The sequence below is a fragment of the Glutamicibacter sp. BSL13 genome, from assembly GCF_052928425.1.
This window is the reverse complement of sequence record NZ_JAVGCZ010000007.1, coordinates 13,668-38,313: the sequence shown is the minus strand read 5'-3', so window position 1 is coordinate 38,313 and position 24,646 is coordinate 13,668. Positions and strand designations below refer to the sequence as shown.

18 protein-coding genes are annotated in these 24,646 nt (G+C 66.1%); 9 read left to right on the top strand and 9 right to left on the bottom strand.

The features are described from left to right. Positions 1-41: 41 nt before the first annotated feature. A complete protein-coding gene (locus RCJ92_RS02295; protein WP_138173478.1) occupies positions 42-728 on the bottom strand; it encodes a CE1759 family FMN reductase in 687 nt (228 codons plus the stop codon). A gap of 154 nt (positions 729-882) precedes the next feature. On the opposite strand from RCJ92_RS02295, the gene kynA reads away from it, so the two are divergent. Both kynA and RCJ92_RS02285 read left to right on the top strand, forming a co-directional pair. Further along, complete coding sequence (gene kynA, locus RCJ92_RS02290; protein ID WP_054820982.1) at positions 883-1,749, top strand: tryptophan 2,3-dioxygenase; 867 nt, start codon at positions 883-885, stop codon at positions 1,747-1,749. Continuing rightward, the gene (locus RCJ92_RS02285) at positions 1,736-2,575 is read left to right on the top strand and encodes a PaaX family transcriptional regulator (RefSeq protein WP_446753648.1); all 840 of its coding nucleotides are present in this window, start codon (positions 1,736-1,738) and stop codon (positions 2,573-2,575) included. Before kynA ends, RCJ92_RS02285 begins: the two co-directional genes overlap by 14 nt. A gap of 2 nt (positions 2,576-2,577) precedes the next feature. Here RCJ92_RS02285 and RCJ92_RS02280 read toward each other — a convergent pair whose 3' ends face one another. Together RCJ92_RS02280 and RCJ92_RS02275 are read right to left on the bottom strand one after the other, a co-directional pair. Further along, positions 2,578-3,975 carry a CoA transferase gene (locus RCJ92_RS02280; protein WP_446753647.1) on the bottom strand — a complete coding sequence of 466 codons (1,398 nt, stop codon included), beginning with the start codon at positions 3,973-3,975 and terminating at the stop codon, positions 2,578-2,580. A gap of 377 nt (positions 3,976-4,352) precedes the next feature. Then, positions 4,353-5,072, bottom strand: a complete 720-nt coding sequence (locus RCJ92_RS02275; RefSeq protein ID WP_138173472.1) for a transglycosylase family protein — start codon at positions 5,070-5,072, stop codon at positions 4,353-4,355. A 608-nt stretch (positions 5,073-5,680) separates the two neighbouring features. Between RCJ92_RS02275 and RCJ92_RS02270 the strand changes: the two genes are divergently transcribed. After that, positions 5,681-6,883: a YihY/virulence factor BrkB family protein gene (locus tag RCJ92_RS02270; protein WP_446753646.1), complete on the top strand. Its 1,203-nt coding sequence runs from the start codon at positions 5,681-5,683 to the stop codon at positions 6,881-6,883. Here the strand turns inward: RCJ92_RS02270 and RCJ92_RS02265 are convergent. After that, positions 6,851-7,570 carry a M50 family metallopeptidase gene (locus RCJ92_RS02265; RefSeq protein ID WP_446753645.1) on the bottom strand — a complete coding sequence of 240 codons (720 nt, stop codon included), beginning with the start codon at positions 7,568-7,570 and terminating at the stop codon, positions 6,851-6,853. The two genes, RCJ92_RS02270 and RCJ92_RS02265, sit on opposite strands and share 33 nt — an antisense overlap. A 199-nt stretch (positions 7,571-7,769) precedes the next feature. Between RCJ92_RS02265 and RCJ92_RS02260 the strand changes: the two genes are divergently transcribed. The 3 genes from RCJ92_RS02260 to RCJ92_RS02250 all read left to right on the top strand — a co-directional run bounded on the left by RCJ92_RS02260 (position 7,770) and on the right by RCJ92_RS02250 (position 12,707). Next, a complete protein-coding gene (locus RCJ92_RS02260) occupies positions 7,770-8,075 on the top strand; it encodes a hypothetical protein (RefSeq protein WP_138173466.1) in 306 nt (101 codons plus the stop codon). Positions 8,076-8,179: 104 nt separating this feature from the next. After that, the gene (locus RCJ92_RS02255; RefSeq protein ID WP_446753644.1) at positions 8,180-11,638 is read left to right on the top strand and encodes a TM0106 family RecB-like putative nuclease; all 3,459 of its coding nucleotides are present in this window, start codon (positions 8,180-8,182) and stop codon (positions 11,636-11,638) included. 274 nt (positions 11,639-11,912) lie between these two features. Continuing rightward, positions 11,913-12,707, top strand: coding sequence for an HAD family hydrolase (locus tag RCJ92_RS02250; protein ID WP_446753643.1), 795 nt, complete (start codon positions 11,913-11,915; stop codon positions 12,705-12,707). A 39-nt stretch (positions 12,708-12,746) separates the two neighbouring features. Here the strand turns inward: RCJ92_RS02250 and RCJ92_RS02245 are convergent, their stop codons facing one another. Continuing rightward, a complete protein-coding gene (locus RCJ92_RS02245) occupies positions 12,747-14,027 on the bottom strand; it encodes a polysaccharide deacetylase (protein ID WP_446753642.1) in 1,281 nt (426 codons plus the stop codon). Positions 14,028-14,264: 237 nt separating this feature from the next. On the opposite strand from RCJ92_RS02245, the gene RCJ92_RS02240 reads away from it, so the two are divergent. From RCJ92_RS02240 to RCJ92_RS02230, 3 genes are read left to right on the top strand one after another with little or no spacing between them, the layout of a single operon-like run. Continuing rightward, the gene (locus RCJ92_RS02240) at positions 14,265-15,725 is read left to right on the top strand and encodes a DUF3375 domain-containing protein (protein ID WP_446753641.1); all 1,461 of its coding nucleotides are present in this window, start codon (positions 14,265-14,267) and stop codon (positions 15,723-15,725) included. Then, positions 15,722-16,468, top strand: a complete 747-nt coding sequence (locus tag RCJ92_RS02235) for a DUF4194 domain-containing protein (protein ID WP_446753640.1) — start codon at positions 15,722-15,724, stop codon at positions 16,466-16,468. The genes RCJ92_RS02240 and RCJ92_RS02235 overlap by 4 nt, the downstream gene beginning before the upstream one ends. A gap of 5 nt (positions 16,469-16,473) precedes the next feature. Continuing rightward, positions 16,474-19,809, top strand: coding sequence for an ATP-binding protein (locus RCJ92_RS02230; RefSeq protein ID WP_446753639.1), 3,336 nt, complete (start codon positions 16,474-16,476; stop codon positions 19,807-19,809). Positions 19,810-19,926: 117 nt separating this feature from the next. On the opposite strand, the gene RCJ92_RS02225 is transcribed toward RCJ92_RS02230, so the two are convergent. The 4 genes from RCJ92_RS02225 to RCJ92_RS02210 all read right to left on the bottom strand — a co-directional run bounded on the left by RCJ92_RS02225 (position 19,927) and on the right by RCJ92_RS02210 (position 24,600). Continuing rightward, positions 19,927-22,422: an FtsX-like permease family protein gene (locus RCJ92_RS02225; RefSeq protein WP_446753638.1), complete on the bottom strand. Its 2,496-nt coding sequence runs from the start codon at positions 22,420-22,422 to the stop codon at positions 19,927-19,929. 8 nt (positions 22,423-22,430) lie between these two features. Further along, on the bottom strand, positions 22,431-23,180 hold the full coding sequence (locus tag RCJ92_RS02220) for an ABC transporter ATP-binding protein (RefSeq protein ID WP_446753637.1): 750 nt from the start codon (positions 23,178-23,180) through the stop codon (positions 22,431-22,433). Between the two features lie 135 nt (positions 23,181-23,315). Then, positions 23,316-24,236, bottom strand: coding sequence for a cation diffusion facilitator family transporter (locus RCJ92_RS02215; protein WP_446753636.1), 921 nt, complete (start codon positions 24,234-24,236; stop codon positions 23,316-23,318). Beyond that, entirely contained in the window at positions 24,226-24,600 is a 375-nt protein-coding gene (locus RCJ92_RS02210) for an ArsR/SmtB family transcription factor (protein ID WP_446753635.1), read from the bottom strand. Before RCJ92_RS02210 ends, RCJ92_RS02215 begins: the two co-directional genes overlap by 11 nt. Positions 24,601-24,646 lie beyond the last annotated feature (46 nt).

Below are 24,646 nucleotides of genomic sequence, written 5' to 3'. Positions count from 1 at the left end.
TTCCCGGCCCGCCAGGGCGGGCCGGGAAAGCCGATGTTCCTTTAGGAGTTGATGCCCGAACGAACCTGTTCCAGCAGCTGTTCGAAGGGCAGCGACGTCATCTCGTCACGGGACGAGGCGTTCTCGCTGACCCGGGGCGCAATCGAGCGGGTATCTCCCAGATCCAGGTCCGCGCTCAGCCCCTTGCTGCCGGCCAGGGTGGCCACCACTTCGCGGGCCACGCGCTGTTCGCGTTCGGCCAGCGTTCCCGACCCCTGGTCCGCACCCCAGTCCTCCGAGGAGGCGAAGACGGTGGTGGGCAGGATATGGGTGCGCAGATAGGAGAAGATCGGGCGCATCGCGTAGTCGATGGCCAGCTGGTGGCGGGCGCTGCCGGCGGTCGCGGCCAGCACGACCGGCTTGCCTTCCAGCGACTTCGGGTCCAGCACATCAATGAAGGACTTGAACAGGCCCGAGACCGAGGCGGTGAAAACCGGGGAGACGGCGATCAGCACGTCGGCGCCCACCACCGAGTCGATGGCCTGCTGCAGTCGGGGCGGGGCGAAGCCGGTGAGCAGGTTGTTGGTGATGTCCGTAGCGAAGTCGCGCAACTCGATGACGTTGATATCACCCTGCACGCCGGTGACGGCCAGTTCGCGGGCAACGGCGTCCGCCAGCTGGCGGCCCAGCAGTCCGGAGCTGGAGGGGGTGCCCAGTCCCCCGGAAATCACAACAATCGATTCGCTCATCTCATACCCTCCCGTAGTTCATGCGTTTGCATACAAAACACCCTCGTCTGCAAAAACATTCCCGTGGACTCAAGGAGATGCCCCTCATGCAGTCGCCATCCGTTCACGGTTTCACCATTGTGACGGTCGCCATGATATTGATACAGTTTGGGGTATGACTACTGAGCAGCAGGGCACCAATCAGCGCGACATTGAACCGGGAGTGCACACCGACTTCCACAACACAATGTCCTACGGCAGCTACTTGGATCTGGAACGGATCCTCTCCGCCCAGCATCCGGTGAGCCAGCCCCAGCATCATGACGAGATGCTGTTCATCATCCAGCATCAGACCAGCGAACTGTGGCTGAAGCTGATGCTGCACGAGCTGATGGAGGCCCGGCGCCTGCTGACCCAGGACGAGATCGGCAAGGCGCTGAAGTGCCTGGCCCGCGTGAAGCACATCCAAAAGACCCTCACCGAGCAGTGGTCGGTACTCGCTACCCTGACTCCGCGTGAATACGCCCAGTTCCGCGGGTTCCTTGGCTCCTCCTCCGGCTTCCAGTCCTTCCAGTACCGTGCGGTGGAGTTCATCCTGGGCAATAAGCACGCGGGAATGCTCAAGGTGCATGAGGCCGACCCCAAGGCGCACCAGTTGCTGGAGCAGCTGCTGCATGAGCCGACGCTCTACGATGTGTTCCTGGCCGCGCTCTCGCGCAAGGGGTACGCCATTCCGGCAGAAGTCCTGCACCGCGACGTGACCAAGGCCTGGGAATTCCAGCAAGGGTTGATCCCGGTCTTCAAGGACATTTATGAATCCGAGGACACCTTGTGGAGCCTCTATCAGGCCTGCGAGGACCTGGTGGACGTGGAGGACAACTTCCAGGCTTGGCGCTTCCGCCATATGCGGGTCGTACAGCGCACCATCGGCTTCAAGACCGGAACCGGTGGATCATCCGGGGTTGGCTTCCTGAAGCGGGCCCTGGACCTGACCTTCTTCCCCGAGCTCTTCGCGGTGCGCACCGAAATTGGCGCCAGCTAACGCACTGGCCGCGTTCACGCTGGACGACTTTGAATCCCGCAGCGGCAGCGCGACCTCCATCATCCGCACCATCGCCGGCCTGTACCTGCGCCATCACGAGGCCCCGATAGCTCGCGCCACCGTGCTGGAGCTGGCAGTTGCCGCCGGCGTAAGCCAACCGGCGGCCCAAACCGCCCTGTCTCGACTGGTGGATCGGGGGCTGCTGGGCACCAGCGGTGACGGGGCCATCCACGTCACCTCACCGGCCCAAGCCATGTTTGCCCGCGGCAACCGGCGCATCTTCACCCCCCGGCAGATGAGCGCCCATGATGGGTGGACCCTCTTGACCTACTCCGTGCCCGAATCCCTGCGCCCCCTGCGTCACCAACTGCGCAAGCACTTCGGCCAGCTCGGCGGCGGACAGGTAACGGCTGGGGTATGGATCTTTCCCGAATACCTGCACGATGAGGTCTCGGCCGTGGTTCAGGCCCTGCAAGCCAGGAACCACGTCACGGTGTTCCGCGCCCACACGCCCGACTTTCCCGGCTCAGCGCGCACTGCCGCCGAGCAGTGGTGGGACCTGGAGCGGCTGTCACGGCGACACGAGGACTTCCTGCAGACCGTCTCGACCATGGACCAGGAACGTGAGCTCACCGACGCCCTGGCCTACCGCCACTATGTCCGGCTCATCGATGCCTGGCGTGCCATTCCCTACCTGGATCCCGGGCTGCCGGCCTACATGTTGCCGGGGACCTGGCCGGGCAGCACCAGCCGGGAGCGATTCCTCAAGTTATCGCGGCGCTTTGCCCACAGCGCCGACGACTATGCCAGGGGGCTCATCATTTAGACCTACGAAGGTTCCCGGGTGTCCCACACCGGTTCGTCCGCGCCGTAGGCCGGTGGAGGCCCGGGATAGTCAACGGTGCGGTGCCTCCTATTAAAAGGAGGTGGCACGTAGGTCAGGGTTCCATACGGGCTCGGCATCGACCGCAGTGGCGCGTCCGGCAGCCGCTCCGCCTTAACCTGCGGCACCGGGGCGTCAATGAGTTCCCTGGCGGTGCGTGCCAGCGCGAAATGGGCCACCCCGCACTTTCCGCTGCGAGTGCGTTCTGTAAGCAGGGCGATGGCCGCTGCCGCCATGCCGTACCCGGTGGCGTAGTCCAGAGCCTGCACGGGCAGGGCGCCGGGCGCACCATCCGGCGCTCGATAAAGTTCTGCAATCCCGGTGGCAGCCTGAACGATGCTGTCAAAACCGCGTCGCCCGAACCAGGGGTTCGCATCTCCCCAGGCATCGAGGGTCACGAGTACCAAGTGCGGGAAACGTTCCCGTAGGCCCTGAACGGATAGCCCATGGCGCTCCAGGGCCCCTGGGCGGTAGCCGAGCAGAACAGCGTCCGCCTTGGTTAAAAGGTCCTCCAGCTGCCTTCGTCCCGCGCGGCTGCCGGCATCCACCGTGGCGCTTCGCTTCCCGAAGCCGGTCTCGATGTGCTGTCCGATGATTTCAGGCAGCTGAGGCGGGTCAATCCGCAAGACACTGGCCCCAAACACGGCTAGCGTGCGGGCAGCCGTAGGGCCAGCTAGCACCCGGGTGAAATCCAGTACGCGAAGGCCGCGCAGAGGGGCGTCGGCGGTGGGCCCGGGCTGCCATGATCGCGTTGGGCCCCCAGACGCCATATCGAACTCGACCCAGTCCGGCGTGCTCGGACTGCCGCGCTCGATCATGGCATTCCACTCGTTGCGTGTTCTTACGGTGGCGGCCACTCCCCCGGCATTCACAATTTTTTGCTCGGCCTCTAGCGCCGTCAGTTCCCGCAGAGACTGCTCCACATTGCCATCCGCCCCCAGCCCCAACCCGCGCAGCAGGGCCTGCTCGTGGTGCGGGTAGTTGGCATGCGTCCTGATCCATCCCTCGGCGCAGCGAAAGAACCCGGAATGAGGCGCAAAACCCGGGATGGGCTGGGAATCGACACGAAGCAGCCCGAAGGAGTTGAAGGCCTGCGCCACCCGGTGCGCTGGCGTCGTCAGCCGGTGCGCGCCAGCGCCACAGCACTCAAGGGCCTGCACGCATAATTGGACCGCAGCCAGGGCCAGCCCCTCCACATCCAGGGGCCCGGCCCACCAACGACGCGGGCCCGGCGGCGCGCTGTGCACGTCAGAAGGCAGCAAACCATGCGCAAGAAACGGTGCATTCAAAGGCGGCAACGCCGCACCAGCGGAACCGGGGACCAATTGAGTGCTGCGCGACATGGAACCATCATGCCCAGGTCGGACAGCAGGTGCACAGTGTTCGCGTGGACTTACCGTGAACCACCAGCACGGGTATTACGTCGCGCCATAGGGAAAGCTCCGGCAACGCGTGGCTTCGATAGTGTCTAGCCGACTTGCAAAAGGTGACTCTTGCCTCTGCTCGTGTCTTCAGTGGGCAGCGCGCGGATGAGTGCTGTGTTGCCTGTGGGGAACATCGACGGCGTGGCGTGCGCCATGCAGTGGTTGGGCAGTCAGTCAGTTCACGCTCGAAGGCATTCTCCGCTCTGCCTACCGTTAAGGTGCGTACCTCTTTAACGTGTTCAGCCCCGGACATTGCCGCATGCGGCAGTGTCCGGGGCTGAAGACCAGGTAGGTGATTACTTGGTCGGCACGTTCAGGGTCTGACCCACGAAGATCAGGTCCGGGTTGGACAGCTTGTCGCTGTTCACCGAGAACAGCGAACGCCAGTCGTCCAGACCCAGGTCCTGGGCGATCTTGAACAGGGTGTCGCCAGCCTTGACGGTGTAGTTCTTGCCCGAGTCGGTGGCCTTCACGTTGTATACCGGAGCCTTGGCAACCGGTGCGACGTGCTTGCCGGACTGAGTCTTCACTGCGGTGCGCTCCACCGACTTCAGGGTGGTCTGCTTCTTCGGGGCAGCCTTCTGAGTGGTGTACTTCTTGGCAGTGGTCTTCTGGGTGCTCTGCTGCGGAGCAGCCTTCTTGGTCTGAGCCTTCGGGGTGCCGGTCGGCTTCCCGCTCAGACCTAGCTTGGCCGAGCATGCGGGCCATGCGCCCCAGCCCTGGCCCTGCTGGACCTTGGTGGCAACGCGGATCTGCTCAGCCTTCGAAGCGTTGGCTGCCGAGCCCTTGCCGCCGTAGGCCTTCCAGGTGGAATCCGAGAACTGCAGGCCACCGTAGTAGCCGTTACCGGTGTTGGTCGACCAGTTACCGCTCGATTCGCACTGAGCCAGGGCGTCCCAGGTGCTGGCTGCGGAGGCCGGAACTGCTGCTACGGCCATGGCGCCACCTGCAACGGCGACTGCTGCCAGAGCGGCGGTGCCGCGACGGATGGTCTTCTTGCTCTTCTGCTGGATCATGGTTCTCCAGTGCTCTTCCCACGCGTAGGCTGTCCAAGCCATCCTGGCGCTGCGCCCAGCGTCGCATTTCGACATTACTGAAACGCCTACCGAATGGGCACACGGAAGTTCCGGCGGCGTTTTGCTTTTTCCCATAACACTGCGAGTGTTATCGAAACGTTATCCATGACGATAGCCCACACCCTGACCCCCTTGGCAACTCAGGTTCCTTCCAGAATCGGCGTTTGTTGCAGTCAACCCCATTAAAAAATTTTCAAAAAAAGTTCTTCGAGACACCCCGGAGCGCCGAATTTTGGAACCAAAACGTTATTTGGATGGAAGCGAATTTGGGGTGATGCGTGCTACAAAATGTGGTATTAGCTGTTCCCTTGCTGGGAAGCTGCCGCACGCTCCCGGCGAGCTCAATGAGGCAACGGAGGGCGATCCGACAGAGCCTTTGAACCATCCAGAACCCACTAGATGACCGACGCGATCAGCTTCTCAAATCGCATTCGTCATCCGGTAGCCATGACCGCTCTGAGCAGGGCGCTTCCGACCAGTTTGGGTAGGGTGGGACTGATCAGGGTGCCCGTTGCCCTTGGTGAGCCAAACGAGCCGAGAGGACATCCATGACCAGTAGTGCCAGCCCACGCAAGGCACCGGAAGTCCTGCAGGCATTTTCCCGGGCGGTGCGGGAGTTCTTCCGCAACAACGGGTTGGACTCGGCGGCATCCCTTTCGTATTTCATGGTGCTGGCGCTCTTTCCCGGGGTCCTGGCCCTGGTTTCTCTGCTCGCACTGGTGGGTGCCAGCCAGGGAGCGACCGAGGCGATCCTGGAGATCCTGCACCAGGCGCTGAACCCGCAGGGCCATGAGCACCTGGGCGAAGACGCCCAACAGGTCATGGACATGGCCGAGCAGCTGCTGACCGGTCTGGCGGCCGAAACCTCGGGCACCAGCCTCACCATTTTCCTGGGCATCGCCGGCGCCCTGTGGAGTACCTCCGGCTACGTCAACGCCTTCAGCCGCGCCATGAACCGCCTGTACAAGGTGCAAGAAGGCCGTCCTCAGTGGAAACGCCGTCCCCAGATGCTGGGCATCACCATCCTGATCATGATTGTCATGGTGGTCTCCTTCGCACTGTTGGTCACCTCCGGGCCAGTCGCCCGCGGCATAGGCAACGTGGTGGGGCTGGGAGACCAATTCGCCACCGTGCTGAACTGGCTCAAACCACCGACCATGTTTGTCATGGCGCTGTTGGTCCTGGCACTGCTGTACTACTTCACCCCGAACGTGAAGCGCCCCTTTAAATGGTTCTCCACCGGCACCATCAGCGCCCTGGTGGTGCTGGGGTTGTCGGTGGGCGGCTTTTCCTTCTATATCGCCAACTTTGCTTCCTATTCGGCCACCTACGGCGCCATTGGCGGTGTAATCATCCTGGTGGTGGCCTGCTGGATCATCAACATTGCCCTGCTGATGGGCGCGGTCGTGGACGTCGAGTTCTCCCGCCTGTCGCAGTTGCGCAAGGGGGTGGCCGCCGATGAAGAACTGCAGTACCCGGTGCGCGATGACACGCTCTTTGCCCGCCGGGAACTGAGCAATTTCCGCGACCTGGTCCACGCCCAGCAGATTCGGATCCAGCACGGCGGGGACCCGTTGGAGAGCGTGGACGGTTCCATGCTTCCGCAGCACAAGTCGCACCATCGGCTGATTTTCGCGGCCGGGGCCGCCACCGCCGCCTGGCTGGGAATGCGGCATCTCATCAGGAAGCACGAGGCCTCCGCCGATCCGGCCGCCGCCTCAGATCAGCAGGATGAGACTGCGCACCGCTAGCCACAGTCCGCTCCCGGCAAGCGTCAGGATCACCAGCAGCCAAATCCCCGAGAACGTTCCGGTGGACGTCCCGATCAGATAGGCGTCGGATTGGCGCACATCCTGCCGGCGCCAGGTGTGCACGGCCAACAGCTTTAGACAGTCCCGGGCCCCGGCGACCAGCAGGAACCCTGCCAAAAGCAGGGCCACATAGACGAACATGTCCACCGGCGCGAAGAACACGATGCCCAACGCCAGCGCCGCGCTGGCTACGCACACCAGCAGGGCCGCGAGGTTGCGCACGAAAACCAGGGCCAGGCAGAAGAGGATCGCGTAGGCCCCCAGGGCCAGTCCGGGGTAGCCGGCCGCCGTTGCGGCCAGCAGTCCCGCCGAACACCACAGCGGAGCCGGGTAGCCGGCAACGCCCGAGATGATCACCGAGGCCTTGCCGCGCCCCCGGCTGACCACCTCCCCGGAGTGGTCCCAGCCCAGGCGCAGCCCGGTGACAAAGCGGCCGGTGAATAGCGCTAGCACCACGTGCCCGAGCTCGTGAACCAGCGTGGAGTACATCCCGGTCAGCCGCCAGGCGGGTCGCGGCAGCACCAGCAGCGCCACCAGTGCGCCCAGCAACACCCATTGCCAAGGGCTGAGCTGCAGTTCATGCTGCAGGCTTAGCCGCTGCCACATCGCGTTGAGCGTTTCTCCCACACCGCACCTTTCAGCTTTTGATTGGCGCGTCGGGCGGCGCGCCTGCAGTCGAGCTTACGCAACACCGGGCCCGTCGCCCGGATTTCCGTCCTCCCGTGCCGGGTCTCGCGTTACCGGACCGTGCGGCGAGCGCCCGGGAACCGGAGGGGCTCGGCATAGGATGGCATCAGTACCAACCACCCCGACGCAAGGAGCACCCATGTCGCGTATCGTCTCAACCGCTTTGGCCGTCGGCGGCCTGACCGGAGGGTTCGCCACCGCCCGCAGCACCCGCAACCGCGCCCTGGGCGGAGCCGTGCTGGCGGCCGCCGGCACCGGCGCGTTCCTGATCTGGAAGAAGGATGCCGGCACCGCACGGGCCGTTACCCTGACCGCCGCCTATCTGGGGGCGTTCGGCGGTTCGCATCCGCTGGCCAAGAACATGGGCCCGTGGACCGCGGTCAACACCGTCAGTGCGGCAGTGGCCGCCGCCTCGCTGATCTTCGGCGGGCGCCGGGCCAAGTAGCAGCGGGCCAGTGCCCGAACGCAGGATCCGGCACACCACAAACGTCGGGGACCGGTGCTAGGTTGACAGGGTAACTTCCAGGTCAACGAAAGGCACCTGTCCCCGTGTTCTTCCTCCAGGACCGTTTCATCTACTCGGCCAGCGACCTGGCCATCGCCGTAGGGTGCGAGTACCAGTCGCTGTACCTGCTGGACATCAAGCTGGGGCTGCGTCCGAAGCCGCACTTTGCCCCCGATGAGATGCTCGAACGCAGCGCGGAGCTCGGCGACGTACACGAACGGCGGATCCTGGCCGAGCTGGAGGAGAAGTACGGGCCCTACGATGCGGCGGCCCACCGGGGCGTGAAATCCTTCCCGGGTCGTCCGGTGATGACCCATGAGGGATTGTTGGCCGCCCACGAACAGACCCTCGAAGTGTTGCGCAACGGCGCGGACGTGGTCTACCAGGCCACCTTCTATGACGGCTCCTTTGTGGGGTTCGCCGATTTCCTGGTCCGCCAACCCGACGGGGCCTGGGCGGTGTGGGACACCAAACTGGCCCGGCACGCCCGGGTCAGCGCGTTGCTGCAGCTCGGAGCCTACGCCGACCAGCTGCAGACCGAGGGCATCCCGCTCAGCCCGCAGGCAACCCTGGTGCTGGGCGACGGCACCCATTCGGTGCACCGGATCACCGAAATCCTGCCGGTGTTCCGGGCCCAACGGCGCAAATTCCTGGCCTTGACCGAACGTCACCGCCAGTCCGGGGACCCGGTGCTCTGGGATTCGGATGCCATCAAGGTGTGTGGGCGCTGCGATTTCTGTGCCGAGCAGGTCAGCGCTACCGGGGATGTGCTGCAGGTGGCGAACATGTCCATGACCCAGCGGGCCAAGCTGCGCCGTCGCGGAATTCACAGCATCCATCAGCTGGCCGAGGTGGAGGCGGCCCCCGGCACCGCGCTGGGCCGCTACGTCGACCAGGCCCGCATGCAGCTGGGGTTGGCCGAACCCGACGGGCAGGTTGGCGCGGTGTCCTACCGGGTCAAGGAAACACAGACCATCAACCGGCTGCCGGCGCCTGATCCGGGAGACATCTTCTTCGATTTCGAGGGCGATCCCATGTACCAGGAGCCTGCCGACGGCAGCTGGGGACTGGAGTACCTGTTCGGGGTAGTGGAAAACGACACCGGCACCCCGGTGTTCCGCCCCTTCTGGGCGCACAACCGCGGCGAGGAGCGCACCGCGTTCCTGCAGTTCATCGACTACGTCACCGCCCGGCGTGAACGCTTCCCCCACATGCGCATTTACCATTACGCCCCGTATGAGAAGTCGGCGCTGCGCAACCTGTCCCAGATGCACGTGACCGGGGAGGAAGCCATCGACCAGTGGCTGCGCGAGGGGCTGCTGGTGGACCTGTATGAAACGGTACGCAACTCACTGGTGCTCTCCACGCGTTCCTACTCCATCAAGAAGCTTGAACCGCTCTACATGGGCGAGCACCTGCGCTCCGGGGACGTGGTGGATGCCGGGGCCTCGGTGGTCGCCTATGCACACTATATGCAGGCCCGGGATGCCGGGCGCGCGGCCGAGGCCCGTCAGGTGCTTGAGTCCATCGCCGACTACAACGAGTATGACTGCCTGTCCACCCTGCGGCTGCGCGACTGGCTGCTCGGGCTGGTTCCCGCCAGCCCGGTCCAGGCCCCCGCGCCACTGGCCCAAGAGCAGCTGCCGGACTCGACGGCGGAACCCACCGCAGAGGAGGAACGGCTGCAGCGCTACATCGCCGGGCTGCCGGCTGGGCAGGCGTTGAGCGCAGATGACCGGGCAATTGCCATGGTGGCCGCAGCCACCGGTTACCACCGCCGGGAACGCAAGCAGTTCTGGTGGGAGCACTTCGACCGGCTCGCCGCGCCCATGGAGGACTGGTCCGATACGCGGGGCGTATTCACCGTCGATTCGGTACAGGTGCTGCAGGACTGGCACAAGCCAACCCCGCGTTCACGCACCCTGGCGCGGCACTCCAAGGTCTACGGGACCTTGGCCGAGGGGTCCCTGGTTTCCGAAGGCACCGGCTTCTTCGCCATGTTCGGCGATCCACTGCCCGAGGGCATGGAGGTTGATGAGTCCGTGCGCGGCGGTGCGTTCAACGCCACCGTGCTGGAGGTCGGCGAGGACCACCTGGTGATCCAGGAAAAGTCCACCACCCGGGTCCCCGAATATGGGGCGGTACCGGTCGCGTTGACCCCGGACCAGCCGCTGCGCACCGCCAGCATTGAACAGGCCCTGGCGCAGGTCGCGAACCAGGTCGGCGCCATGGTCCCGGCGCTGCCGGACACCGCCGGGCTGGACATCCTGCGCCGCCGCCCTCCGCGGCTGAAGAGCTACACCGCTCCCCCGCCGCCGGAGGTCGTTGACGGTTCGGCCCAGGTCTATCCGGCTGTGGTGGCCGCGCTATTGGACCTGGACAACTCCTACCTGGCGGTGCAGGGCCCTCCGGGGACCGGCAAGACCTTCGTGGCCTCCCACGTGATCCGCGAGCTGGTGGAGCACGGCTGGAAGATCGGGGTCGTTGCCCAGTCCCACGCTGTCATCGAAAACGTGCTGAACAAGGCGGTGCAGGCAGGGGTTCCGGCGGACCAGGTGGGCAAGAAGCCCAACCACGGCAAGGAGGTTCCCTGGCAGCATACCGGGGCCAACGCCGTCGCCGAACTGCTTGAGCAGGAGGGCGGCTGCCTGGTCGGCGGGACCGCCTGGACCATGACCGGCAAGCAGGTGGCGCCCGGGGCCCTGGACCTGCTGGTGATCGACGAAGCCGGACAGTATTCGCTGGCGAACACGCTGGCGGTCTCCGTGGCGGCCCGCAACCTGCTGCTGCTCGGGGATCCGCAGCAGCTGCCGCAGGTCACGCAGGGCTCCCACCCGCAGCCGGTGGACATTTCGGCGCTGGGCTGGCTTTCGGACGGGCAGCCGATCCTGCCCGCCGAGCTGGGCTACTTCCTGGACGCCTCGTGGCGCATGCACCCACAGCTGTGTGAGAAGGTGTCCCGGCTCAGCTACGACGGACAGCTGCAGGCGGCCCCGGCCGCCGGGCAACGGCACCTGGCCGGGCCCGGGGCCGGGGTGGAAACCCGTTTCGTTGAGCACCGCGGCAACACCACCAGCAGCGTGGAGGAGGCCCACGAGATCCTGCGGCTGGTGGATGAGCATCTGGGGCTGGAATGGGCCGACGGCCCGCAATCGGCGCCGCGGCCCCTGGAACAGCACGACATCCTGGTGGTGGCCGCCTACAACGCGCAGGTGAACCTGTTGCAGCAGTTGCTGCAGGACAACGGCTACGCCGATGTCCGGGTGGGCACCGTAGACAAGTTCCAGGGCCAGGAGGCCCCGGTGGTGCTGGTCTCCATGGCCTGTTCCAGCGCCGAGGACGCGGCCCGCGGCATCGACTTTCTACTCAACCGCAACCGGATCAACGTCGCGATCTCCCGCGGCCAATGGCGGGCGGTGATTGTGCGTTCCCCGCGGCTGACCGACTACCTGCCAACCTCGATTCCCAACCTCTCCCAGCTCGGTGCGTTCTTGAGCCTCTAGCACCATAGATCCTCAGCATCCGGCTTCCTTCATGGGGAGGAAAGAGGTTGTGGGCTCATCGGGCAAGACTTCAGCGGCCCGCCTCGACAGACGCGTACTGACTGACGCAACGGGAAAGACGGGTCGCGGTCAACCACCGGCACCAACGGAACCAGCGGGCAAGCGGCGTTCTGACCGTCCATGGTGGGCAAAAGACCGTAGCAGCATGGCGGCTGAATCTATTCTGCAGCTGGGCACCGCTCAGGGGGCAGTGCGGGGTCAGTAGGCTGGAGGAATGGAACTGCGCGCAAAGGCCTTACTGTTCGATATTGACGGAACGTTGGTGGATTCGACTCCCGCGGTCGAACGGACCTGGCGGACGTGGGCTGAGCGCTATGGGTTTGATGCGGCCCGTATCCTCACCCAGAGCCACGGTCGGCGTACCGAGGATGTGGTCTCCATGCTGCTGCCGGCGGATCAGGTCGACAAGGCGTGTGCCGTACTGCTGGAGGTGGAGCTTGCTGACCTGGACGGTGTTGTGGCGCTGCCGGGAGTTTCAAGCATGCTTCAAGGTCTCGTTGCGCAGCGTTGGGGCGTGGTCACCTCGGGTGGCGCGCAGCTCATGCGTGCCCGTTTGACGGCAGCAGGGTTGCCGTCCCCGCAAGTTTTCATCAGCGCCGAAGACGTGTCGCAGGGCAAACCGGATCGGCAGGGGTACCTGTTGGCGGCACAGCGGCTAGGGGTAGATCCCTCACAAGCGCTGGTGATCGAAGATGCCCCGGCCGGCATTCACGCCGGAAGGGCGGCCGGAGCCACGGTACTGGCCGTCGCGACCTCCCACGCTGCCCAAGAGCTCTCCGATGCTGATTTCGTGGTGCAAAACCTGGAGCAGGTGCAGGTTCACCGGCAGGACGGGCATCTTATGCTCCGGGGCAAAGCCCTGGACGTCAGCCGCAGATCCTGCGTTGCCAGCCCATCCCCGCTCCCCAGCGCCCCAGGTTTGGCCCAAGTTTGGCGCATCAACGCAGGGACTCCTGCGGCATCAATCTGCGTTCATGCCGCAACGCGGTGCGTCCTGCCGTCTTGGTGACAGCAGGACGCACACGGGGATGAGGTTGGCTACCGGCCGCTACCGGGCCTTGTCGATGACCTCGTCCACGTCGAAGAAGTGGGAGAGCACCGGACGGTCCCCCCGCTTTTCCTTGGCGAACTGCAGGCCGTCAACGTTGACCCGCATCTGCCGCTGGTATTCGTCGGTCTGCTGCATCCAGGCGGTGGTGGTGCCGTCCACCCCGTAGAAGTAGCGGAAGCCGGCGTCCTTGAAGACCTTGTAGCGGGACCCGGAGTACTGGCCCACCTGGGCGATGTCCGAACCGAACGGGTAGATCAGCTGGTCGGTCTTGCCCACCAGCGGCTCCACTTCCTCCTTCCACAGCTTGGTGTCGCGCTTGAGCCGGTCCAGGGAGACCTTTCCGGTGGCGATGTGGCCCCAGGAGTGCGAGGCGAAGACCCAGCCATTGTCCTTCATCGCCTCGGCCACTTCCTTGGCGGCGGCCTTGTCCTTGTCCATGTTCTTGTTCTCCGGATACTGGCTGTCGGAGGTGCGGTAGCCGAACAGGCCGTTGTAGCCGGTCATCGCCAGCAGCCCGCGCGCCCCGCGGTAGGAGAAGTCGGGGTGTTCCTCCACGAAGTCATCGACCATGGTGCTCACGTCGTAGGCGCCGGTGTGTTCCTTGCCCTCGGCGTCGGTGTAGACGTTGCGCACCTTGCCCTCGTCGGTGACGATGAGCTTGTCGGCGAACCCGTCCCCGTCCATGTACTCGTAGTAGCTCACGTCGTCGATGGACAGCACCAGCGGCTTCTTGCCCTTGGGCAGCATGATCTCGCCGTACTTCATCTTCCCGTTCTTGTCGGGCTTGGCGAAGTCGGTCGGGTTGACCAGCACGTAGTCGCGCTCGTAGAGCTGGTCCAGGATCTTGGAGAATTCGTCCTGGGTGACCATGTAGTCCTTGTAGCCCTGGGCTTCCCCGTCCCCGTCGAAGGCGCGGTCGGTGTCGATCACCAGGGAGTGGAAGAACAGGTGCGGGATCTGGTTCGGCTTAGCCCAGGCCACCGTCGCGTCCTTTTCCTCCTGCAGGCCGCTGGCCAGCGAGCTGAGTTCCTCATTGGGCTCGTCCTTGACCAGCTTCATCGCCGCGTCATAGTCGTACCCGTCGGCCAGCCGGTTGACCTCGGCCTTGACCTGCTTGACCCGTTCGGATTCCTGGGCCTTGGCCTGCTCCTGGCTCTGTTGTTCATCCTGCTGCGATCCGGCGGCCTCCGGGCCGCCCGCAGCGTCGTCTGCCTGGCTGCAGCCGGCCAGCAGCAGGGAGAGAATTGCCACGGATGAGAGCAGCTTGGTTCGGTTCACAGGTTGACAGCCTCCAAAGGTCGGCAGGTTTACGCTTTCCTTGCTTCGACCCTACACAGGCCGGGGCCGGTTCAGAACCGCCGGTGTAACTTTGGACAAGCGTGTTGCCCGAGGTGAACATTCCCCTCCTACTCAGCCCCGGGTGCCCGGGTTGCTTCGGCTGTGGCGCCCACCGCGTGTTGCAGCAGATGAACTAGGATAAACAGGTTAGGCAGGAGACAAGGACGAAGGAAGTTTATGCAGCCCTCGCACCGCGCGAATCGCTTGTGGCACCAGTCCCAGCAGTTCCGCCGGTCCGCCGCCTACCGGCTGATCACCGCCCCGCCGTGGGCGCTGGCGTTTATTCGGGCCGAATTCACCGCTGACCGTCCCCGGGTGTCCCTGGAACTGTTCCACGCCTCCCTGGATTCCTTCCTGCGCCAGGCCCGGGACAGCGAAGAGCAGGTTCCGGCCAGTTCCACGGCCGAGGACTTCGCCGAAGGCTGGGTGCGCCAGGGCATCCTGGCCCGGCCGCTGATTGACGGACGCTTCAGCTACGAGCCGTCCGCGGCGACCCTGCGGGTGCTGCGCTTTTTGGACGAGCTGTCCACCGACGACTCGCGGCTGAACTCCTCCCGGCTGAACACGCTGCTGACCTCCCTGGAATCCCTGGCCCATGAGACCGACCCGGACCCGCAGGCCCGCATCCGGGCGCTGGAGGCGGAGATTGCCCAGCGCCAGGCGAAGATCGATGCGCTGCGGGCCGGGCACGACCCGGCGGTGCTTTCCCCGGCCTCGGCCTTGTCGGCCACCCGCTCGGTACTGGATTTGGCCTCCAGCCTGCCCGCCGACTTCCGGCGGATGCGTGACGGGGTGCGCCAGATGCTGCACAGCCTGCGTGAGGGGATCCTGGATGCCTCCACCGCCAAGGGCGTGGCCGTGGGCCAGGTGCTGGAGGCCGACCGGCAGCTGCGCTCCACCGCGGAGGGGGAAACCTTCTCCGGCTTCACCGAATTCCTCGGCTCTCCCGAGGCGCAGCAGCGTTTCCGGGCCGCGGTCAACGAGGTGCTGGAGCGCGACTTCGTCGATGATCTGCAGGCCACCGAACGCCAGATCCTGACCAACCTGCTGCGCGAACTGCGCCGCCAGGCCGCCGAGGTCCACGAATCCTACGGCCGGCTCTCCGAATCGCTGCACGCGTTCGTGCAGTCCGAGGACTACCAGCAGGCGCAGCTGCTGCGCCAGGCGGTGCGTGAAGCGGAGCTGGCGATCAGCCGTTCCACGAACCTGAAGCCGCGCAGCGCGCTGGCCCCGTTGGACTTGTACGCCCCGCAGTTCGTGACCCTGCACGGGCTGGGCATCTTTGACCCTTCCGAGCATGTGGCTCCCCCGCCCCTGGCAGAGGCGCCGCAGTTCGACGCCGCGGACATTGTGCGCACCCCCAGCACCGCGAAGGCCGACATGCCCTTCCTGCGCGAGGCGGTGCGCACCGGGCTGGAGGACGCCGACCATGCCCCGGTGGCGCTGCACCAGCTGTACACGCGGCTGCCGGCCGAACACCGGCACCTGAACACCATCAGGGCGCTGATCGAGATCGGACGGACCAACGGTGAGGCGCTGAGCCCCGCCGAACTGCACCCGGTCGAATACTTCCAGGTCGATGGCAGCACCCGTACCGCCCTGCTGCCCGCACTGAGCTTTACCAAGGAGCCGCTATGAGCACCAGCACCGTGAACCCCGAAACGATCACCGAGCCCCTGTTCGACGGCGACACCGGTTCCTTCCCGGTGCAGCTGCGCCAGCTGCTGGTCAAGCTGCTGCGCGGGCCCTACCTGGACGGCGCGGTGGACCCGGCCGGCTGGCAGCTGCTGCTGGATCAGCGCGCCGCGATCACCGGGTACGTCTCGGAAATCTTCCTGGGGTTGAGCATCGATCCCGAACGCAAGATCGCGATGCTCAGCCCGGTGGACGTGGATTTGCCGCATTCGGCCCCGATCGCCCCGCGCCGTGGCCTGAAGCGGGACGAGACGCTGCTGGCGCTGCGCCTGCGCCTGCTGCTGGAACAGCATTCGGGTAGCGGCACCGACGCGGTCATTCCCCGCACCGCCATGCACGAGATCCTGGCCGAGCACCGCACCGCCAGCGACCGGGACGACAAGCGCTTCGCCGAGTCCTGCGACGCGGCGATCGGCCGGCTGAACACGCTGCGGCTGATCACCGGCACCGAGCTGGTCGACGAGTACCGCATCTCCCCGGCCCTGGCGATGGCCCTGCCGATCGCCAGCATCCAGGACATCCCCGGCTACATCGCCGCGATCGACAACACCGAGGCGCAGCCGGCGCTGCCCGATCAGCCCGGCGAAGCCCACCAGGGGCAGTTGGCGGAGGATCCTGATGAGCCGCCGCTGCCCGGTGGGGGCGACGCCCGGATCAGCGACGAATCCCAGATGGTTCAGGAGTAGCACCGATGAGCATAGAAATGACCTTGCCGCTGGGCGACACGCTCAACCCGGGCCAGCACCGGCTTTCCCGGATCCAGATCGTGAATTGGGGCACCTTCCACGGCCTGCACACCCTGCAGGTGGACCGGGCCGGGACACTGATCACCGGGCACCCGGGGGTGGGCAAGTCCACGCTTTTTGACGCGATGGGCCATCTGTTCTTCGCCACCCCGAGGCTGAACGAGTCCGCCAACGACGCGGCCACCCGCGAGGATCGGCGCACCACGTTCTCCTACATGCGCGGACGCAAATTCAAGACCGGCTCGGGCACCGTCTACCAGCGGCCCGGGGCCACCTGGAGCGCGGTCAGCCTGGGCTACGAGGACGGGATGGGCAACACGGTCACCGCCGCGGCCGTCTTCGACCTGCCCGAGGCGGGCCTGGAGAACCAGGTCTCCAAGCACTACCTGCTGTGCGAGGGGCCGCTGGATGTGGTCGAGCTGGAACACCATGGCGCGCGGCGCTTCACCGTCTCCTCGCTGCAGAAGCTGCTGGACCCGGCCGAAGCGTTCGACACCCACAAGGCGTTCGTGGAACGGCTGCGCCGCCGGCTCGGGGTGGAGAACGACAAGGCCTTCGCCCTGCTGCGCACCCTGCAGAACGGGAAGGGCCTGGCCAAGGGCGTGAACCAGTTCTTCCGCCACGAGGTGCTGGAGGAACCGGCCACCCTGAAGGCCGCGGCCGCAGCCGTGGAGGACTTCGCCCACCTGCGCGGCATCTACCGCCAGCTGGACACCGCCCGGCGCCAGCGCGACGTGCTGGCCCAGGTGCCGGCACAGAACCGGCAGTACGCGGCCCTGGCCGAGCAGATCGCCGGGATTGAGCAGCTGGTGAACACCCAGCTGGCCGAGCTGGAGCAGGCCGTGCGCGCCGAGGTGCTGCGCCGGGACCTGCAGGTGCACACCACGCAGCTCTCCACGCTGCGCGAGCAGGAGGGGCAGCTGCAGGCCCGCAAGGAGGAGCTGGCCGGCCAGCTTGGCCAGCTGCGCCAGCTGCAGGACGACACCGGCGCCCAGGCGCTGATGCTGCTGGAGCGGGAGGCCGATGCGGCGCGCAAGGCGCTGTCCGAAAAGGAGAGCGTGCTGCGTGCCCTGCACGAACAGGTCACCCAGGCCGGGCTGAGCTTTGACTTCAGCGCCACCGGCCTGGATGAGCTGCGCGCCAATGCGGCGCGCACCGTGCAGCAGCTGGACTCGATCACCAAGGACGCGCAGACCGTGGAGTACGAGGCCATGGCCTCGCTGATGAACCTGCGCCAGCGGGCGGCCACCCTGCAAAAGCAGATCGACTCCTACCAGCGGCGCACCAGCAACATCGATGACCGTTCGCTGGCCGCCCGGCGGGCGATCGCCTCGGCCAGCGGCGTGCCCGAGGACCAGCTGCCCTTTGCCGGGGAGCTGATGGACGTGGCCGCCAGCGAGGCGGGCTGGCGCACGGCCGCGGAAAAGGCGCTGCGCACCCTGGCCCGCTCGATCCTGGTCCCCGGGGAGCATTTGGCGGCGGTCACCCACGCCATCGACCAGCTGGACGGGCTGGGCCGGATCCGCTGGGTGGACATGTCCCAAACCCCCAAGCCGGCGGTTGCCGGGGCCTCAGACCTGGTGAGCAAGCTCGAATTCATGTCCACCGCCGCCGGGCACTGGCTGCAGGCCAAGATCACCGCCGACTATCCGCTGGTGTGCGTGGAAAACGATGCCCAGATGCACCGGCACGCCAAGGCGATCACCCCGGCCGGCACCCTGAAGTCCGGCACCGGCAGCTTCGAACGCGACACCCGCAGCCTGCCGGTCTCCGAGCACCTGCTGGGGTTCACCAACGAAGCGAAGATCACCGAGCTGCAGGCCAAGCAGGCCCGGCTGCAGGAGCAGATCGCCGACGCGCAGGCCGCCGCCGACCAGCGCAGCGCCGCCAAGGAGCAGGTGCTGGCCAAGGCGCGGGTGCTCCAGGCCCTGACCGAGGATGATCGCAGCTTCGCCCAGCTGGACACCTCCGCGGCGCTGGAGGCGCTGCGCCGCAGCGAACAGAAGCTCGGGGACGCGCTGAGCCGGTCCGGGGACTCCTCCGGGCTGCGTCAGCAGCTGAAGCAGGCCCAGACCGAATCCGATGAGGTGATCGGCCAGCTGGCCCTGATCCGCTCCCGGATCCAGGAGCTGGAGGCCGAGATCGCCAAGGCGGGCCGGGTGGTGCAGGCCCTGGGCGAGGAGCAGGCCGACGCCCGGCAGCTGCTGGGACGCCTGCCCGAGGGCGTCACCCAGCTGGAACCGGTCAAAACGGTGATCGGTGCGCTGCAGCAGGCCGAGCAGGCCGACCCGGCGCAGCTCACCACCGTCTTCGCCGAGGCCCGGGTGCAGCTGACCGGTGAGCTGGGCACCCTGAACGCCGAACGGGTGGCGGTGGCCAACGAGCTTAGCGACACCTTCAAGCGCTTCGCCCGCGAATTCGGCACCTCCCACGCCCAGACCCACGGCACCGGGGCGCAGGCCGGCGAACACTATGAACGGCTGCACGACCAGATCGTCGCCGAGGGCCTGCCGCACCATGAGGCCCAGTTCCGCGAGTACTTCGCCAACCGCTCCTACGAGCGCTTCAGCGACCTGCTGCAGCTGCTTGACGAGGAACGCAGGATGATCGCCGAACGCATCAAGCCGCTGAACCAGATCCTGGCCGACGTGCCCTTCGAGCACGGATCGATCCTGCGCTTCGAGGTGGAGCCGGCCATCCCGGCCGAGGCCGGAACGTTCCGCCGCGAACTGAAGCAGGCCCTGAACGAGGCCTACAGCACCCGGGAGGAAAGCACCCTGAAGCGCTCCTACGCAGCGTTGGAGGCAATCGTGGAGGCGCTGGCCGACCCGGGCCGCAGCTCCTGGCGGGCCACCGTGCTGGATGTGCGCCACCACGTGGTGATCCGCTGCGATGAGCACAAGCCCAATGGCGAGGTGGAAACCGGGCTGGAGCCCGGAACCCTCTCCGGCGGTGAGGGACAGCGCTTCACCTCGTTCGTGATGGGCGCCGCCCTGGCCTACCAGCTGGGCTTCGCCACCGCCGGGTTCACCTCCTACGGCACCGTGATGATCGACGAGGCCTTCATCCAGGCGAACTCGGAATATGCCGCCGCCGGCATCCGGGCCCTGCAGGAGTTCGGCTTCCACCTGGTGCTGGCCGCCCCGGAGGACAAGATCGACTTGAGCAGCCACCTGGGCTCCATCACCGACATCATCAAGCACCCGGGCTCGAACATCTCCGGGTTTGTCACCACCGGGCGCTCCCCGGCGATGGCCACCACCATCGCGCTGCGCGACTAGAAGGGGCGGCGGGCGGCGGCGTTGGTTGCCGCGGCCCCAACCTTGTGGTTAACCAGGTGAAGGGCTGGTCCCACCAACAGGTGGAACCAGCCCTTCACTGTGCCCAGCCCCGGAGGGCTACTCGGTGGCCAGGCCCTCCACCGGGGAGAGCTTCGCGGCCCGGCGGGAGGGGGTCAGCGAGGCCAGCAGCGCGGCGACCAGGCTGACACCCAGCACCAGGGCCAGCTGCAGCCACGGGATGTCGAAGTACACCGTGCCCACGGCCGCCAGGGTGCTGTATGTCCCGAACATGCCGTAGATGACGCCTAGGATCAGGCCCAGCAGGGCGGCCACCCCGCCGATCAGCACCGCCTCCACCGCCAGCATGGAGCGCAGCTGCTTCTTCTTCAGGCCCAGGGCCCGCAGCAGCGAGTTCTCCCGGGTGCGTTCAAGCACCGAGAGGCTGAGCGTGTTGGCCACACCGATCAGCGCGATCAGCACCGCCACCGCCAGCAGGCCGGAGACGATCATCAGCAGCACGTCGATGATCTGGGAGAACATCGCCTTCTCGGTCACCCCGCCGCTGACCCGCGCCTGGTCAACGTTCAGGGTCTTGGAGATCTGCTCCACGACCTGCTTGACCTGGCTGTCGCTGACCGAGTCGTCCAGGCGCACCAGGGCACCGCCCATCACCTCTTCATGCTGCAGCCCGATCCGCTGCGCGGTGTCCTGGGTGATCATGTTCGGCAGGTAGCTGGCCGAGGAGGTGACCAGCTTCAGCTCATGCCCCTTGATGGTGGCCGTGGTGGCCTTGGCGTCCCCGCTGGCCCCGGTGGCGTACACCAGCTCGCCGTCCTGCGGCAGCGGGGCGTTTTGCTGCAGCACATCCTGCAGCGTCGTGGTGTCCACGATGAACAGGTAGGACTCGTCGCTGGTGCCGTTGTCCAGCTCGATCTTCGGTGCCCCGGATTCGTACCGGCTCACCGCCGAGATCCCCTCAATCTGGCGCAGCTGGGTTTCCTGCGCCGGGTTCAGGTCCCCGGACTGGACCATCAGGTCCACCGGGTATTCCTCGGTCAGCCCCTGGTTCAGGGACACCTTCGCGCTTTGCCCGCCCACCATGATCATGGACACCAGGGTCACGCCAATCAGCAGTGCCGTCGCGGTGGCCGTGGTGCGCCCGGGGTTGCGCACCGAGTTCAGTGCCGCCAGCTTGCCGGCCACCTTGCCCCCGGAGACCAGGCGCCCGATGCCGTACACCGCGGAGGGCACGAACAGCGAGGCGAGCATCAGGATGCCGGGGAAGGAGAACAATCCGCCCAGGAAGGCGATCGGCAGCGACTTGAGCATCGCCCCGGCCACCAGCCCGGCGATCCCGGCCAGGGCCAGGATGGCGCCAAAGACGATCCGCAGCTTGCCGGCGCGGTTCTTCACGCTGGCCGCGTCAAAGGGGCGCAGCGCCGCCAGCGGGGCCAGCTTCATGGCCCGGCGGGCCGGGACCCAGGCGGAGAGCACGGTCATCACGATGCCGATGGCCAACGGCACCAGCAGCACCTTCAGATCCAGCGCCAGGGTGGCGTAGGCCATGTCCGGCACCGTCACCTGCAGCAGCTTGATCAGCCCGGCCATCAGGCCCACCGCGGCGGCCACGCCGAGCAGCGAGGAGACCACGCCGATCAGCAGCGCCTCAATGAGCACCGAGGAGCGGATCTGCCCCCGCTTGGCCCCCAGGGTGCGCAGCAGGGCCAGTTCGCGGGTGCGCTGGGCGATCACCACGGAGAAGGTGTTCATCACCACCAGGCCGGTGACCACCAGAGCCACCAGGGCGAAGATCAGCAGCACCACGGTCAGCTGGTCGGTGCCGCCGGTGAGCTGGGCGACGTCCTCGATGATTTTTTCATCGGCGGTAAGCACCGAGGCGCTCTTCACCGACTGCTCGGCCAGTTCTTCGCGCAGCGCCTGCGCGGCGGCGGAAACGTCACCGGAGGCGTTGACGATCAGCTCATCCAGTTGCGCCTGCTCGCCCATCAAAAATTCAAAGGCGTCTTCGGACACGCCCACCTGCATCATCCCGCCCATGAACGGGTCGGCGCTGGGGGCGCTGAGCCCCACGATGCGCACTTCCTGCAGTCCGTCCTCACCGCTGACCCCGTCCAGGGCAACGACGTCCCCCAGCGAAAGACCTTCCTCCTGGGCGCCCTTCTCATCGACGATGATCTCGGTTTCCTTCGTCGGGGCCCGGCCCTCGATCAGGTTCAGCCCGGAGAAGCGGTTCTCGGCGGAGACCGGAACCAGCCAGGCGCCGAACGCGTTCTTGTCGGTGCGCAGGCTCGTGCCGGCCCGCACCGAACCGTAGGCGGTGGACACCTCGGGCAGCTTGCGCACCGAGTTCAGCACATCCAGGGTCATGGGCTTGTCCGACTCGGTGCCGTAGTCCTCGTTCTTCCAGTCCTGGAAGGCCACCAGGTCGGCGTTGCGGTAGACCTCGCCCACGGAGTTCTTCAATGTGGCCCGGGTGGAGGTGTCAACCGCCAGGCTGGCCCCGAGGAATGCGGTGCCGATGGCCACCGCCAACACCGCGGCGATGTAGCGCCGCGCATAGGTCTTGATATTCGCTAATGCGACGTGAAGCATGATCAGTCCTACTCCGCCAGGTTGGCCAGCGCGTCGGTCACCGAGGCAACGGTCGGCTCGGCCAGCTTGCCCACCAGCTGCCCGTCCTTCATCAACAGCACTTCGTCGGCGTAGGAGGCGGCCACCGGGTCGTGGGTGACCATGATGATGGTCTGGCCCATTTCGCGGGTGGAGGCGCGCAGCAGGGACAGCACCTCGGCGCCGGTGCGCGAATCGAGGTTGCCGGTGGGTTCATCGCCAAAGACCACCTCGGGGCGGGTGAGCAGGGCGCGGGCCACGGCCACACGCTGCTGCTGGCCGCCGGAGAGCTCGTGCGGCTTGTGATCCAGGCGGTCGTTCAGCCCCAGGATCCCCACCACCTGCTCGAACCAGGCCGGGTCGTGCTTCTTGCCGGCCAGCGCCAGCGGCAGCAGGATGTTGTCCCGCGCGGTGATGGTGGGCACCAGGTTGAAGGACTGGAAGACGAAGCCGATGTGTTCGCGGCGCATCTCGGTCAACTGGTCGTCGCTGAGCTGCATCAGGTTCTTGCCGCCGATCAGGATCTGCCCGTCATCGGCGGTGTCCAGCCCGGCCAGGCAGTGCATCAAGGTGGACTTGCCGGAGCCGGAGGGGCCCATGATGGCGGTAAAGCGCGAACGCACGAAGGAAACGTCAACGCTCCTCAACGCCTCGACACGGGTCGAGCCGTGCCCGTAGGTCTTGGTCAGGCCCCGGGCCTGCACGGCGAAATCTGTTTCCACAACGGTTTCTTGATTCATAGTCCAAGACTACAAACCCGCATGCCACCAAGGGATCGGCCAAATGAACGGTGTTTGGCGCCACAGTGTCATACCAGGGGTGGAGAGCTGCGCCCACCGGCCGTCGCAGTGCCGCAAGGCACGCGCCCCGCACGATCAGCAGTCCACGTGGTATTCGCTCCTGCGATGTGAGGCCGGTTCGATCTGGAAGGTCGAGTGGCTGATGCTCACCTCGAAGTGTTCGGCGACGCATTGCTGCAGCAGGCGCAGCAGCTCGCTGGTGGAGTCCGAGGAGAACATTTCATCGGCCACCACCACGTGGGCAGTGAGCACCGGAAGGTTCGAGGCGATCTGGCTGGCGTGCAGGTCATGCACCGCCAACACCCCGGGCAGCTTCTCCAGGTGCTGGCGCACGTCATACAGGTCCAGGCCCCGGGGGGTGGATTCGAGCAGGATGTGGGTGGTCTCCCCCAGCAGCTTCAGTGCGCGGGGCACAATCAGCGCGGCAATGAACAGTGCGGCCAGCGAGTCGGCGGTGGCCCAGCCGGTCAGCCAGATGACCACTGCGGCCACAATGACCGCCACCGAACCCAGCGCGTCGTTCAGCACTTCCAGGAACGCGGCGCGCATGTTCAGATTGTCCTGCCGCCCGGCGAAGATGATCCACATGGAAACCAGGTTGCCCAGCAAGCCAATTACGCCAAAGACCAGCAGGCCGGTGGACTGGATCTCGGCCGGTTCAAAGATGCGGCGCACCGCGTCAATGGCCGCATAGATGCCCACCGCCAGCAGCAGCGCCGCCTGCAGCGTCGCGGAGAGCACCTCGGCACGTCGGAAACCCCAGGTGCGCTGGTCGGTGGATTTGCGCATCACCAGGTTGGCGGCGGTCAGCGCCATCAGCAGCCCCAGCGTGTCGGTGAGCATGTGGGCGGCGTCCACCAGCAGCGCCAGCGAGTTGGTCAGCAGCGCCCCGACGACCTCGGCGATCAGGATCGTGGCGGTGATGCCAAACGCCCAGGCCAGGCGTTTGCGGTTCATCTCGGCCAGGCCGTGGTCATGGGAGTGGTCATGGGACACTGTGCAGCGCCTCCTGGGTGGAATTCGGGCCTTCGTGTTCGTCGAGCCAGTGGTGTTCGCCCTGCTGGGCGCGCACCAACGGTCCTGCGTGTTTCAGCAGGGTCTGCAGCCCCGCCTCGTCGTTCAGCGAGTAGAGGCTGGAACGCCCCACCGAACGGGCCTTGACCAGGTTGCCTTCGCGCAGGCACGCCAAATGGGCGCTCACGGTGCTTTGGGCCAGGCCCAGGTGCTCGGTCAGCTCCTTGACCTTGTGCTCCCCGGTCTTCAGGTGTTCCAGGATCATCAGCCGCATCGGGTCGGCCAGGCAGTGGAAGAGGGCCGCGGTGCGTCGGCGGGTCACCGCACCCGCATCTTCATCGGTCACTGACTCTATTATCGCCATATAACGATGATAGCAGGAACGGACGCGA

Coding starts and splice junctions, on each gene's coding strand:
- RCJ92_RS02280 (WP_446753647.1), bottom strand. CDS start 3,975: ATGTCGCGCAGCACTCAATTGGTCCCCGGTTCCGCTGGTGCGGCGTTG.
- RCJ92_RS02235 (WP_446753640.1), top strand. CDS start 15,722: ATGAGCACCAGCACCGTGAACCCCGAAACGATCACCGAGCCCCTGTTC.
- RCJ92_RS02270 (WP_446753646.1), top strand. CDS start 5,681: ATGACCAGTAGTGCCAGCCCACGCAAGGCACCGGAAGTCCTGCAGGCA.
- RCJ92_RS02240 (WP_446753641.1), top strand. CDS start 14,265: ATGCAGCCCTCGCACCGCGCGAATCGCTTGTGGCACCAGTCCCAGCAG.
- RCJ92_RS02260 (WP_138173466.1), top strand. CDS start 7,770: ATGTCGCGTATCGTCTCAACCGCTTTGGCCGTCGGCGGCCTGACCGGA.
- RCJ92_RS02275 (WP_138173472.1), bottom strand. CDS start 5,072: ATGATCCAGCAGAAGAGCAAGAAGACCATCCGTCGCGGCACCGCCGCT.
- kynA (WP_054820982.1), top strand. CDS start 883: ATGACTACTGAGCAGCAGGGCACCAATCAGCGCGACATTGAACCGGGA.
- RCJ92_RS02225 (WP_446753638.1), bottom strand. CDS start 22,422: ATGCTTCACGTCGCATTAGCGAATATCAAGACCTATGCGCGGCGCTAC.
- RCJ92_RS02220 (WP_446753637.1), bottom strand. CDS start 23,180: ATGAATCAAGAAACCGTTGTGGAAACAGATTTCGCCGTGCAGGCCCGG.
- RCJ92_RS02250 (WP_446753643.1), top strand. CDS start 11,913: ATGGAACTGCGCGCAAAGGCCTTACTGTTCGATATTGACGGAACGTTG.
- RCJ92_RS02295 (WP_138173478.1), bottom strand. CDS start 728: ATGAGCGAATCGATTGTTGTGATTTCCGGGGGACTGGGCACCCCCTCC.
- RCJ92_RS02230 (WP_446753639.1), top strand. CDS start 16,474: ATGAGCATAGAAATGACCTTGCCGCTGGGCGACACGCTCAACCCGGGC.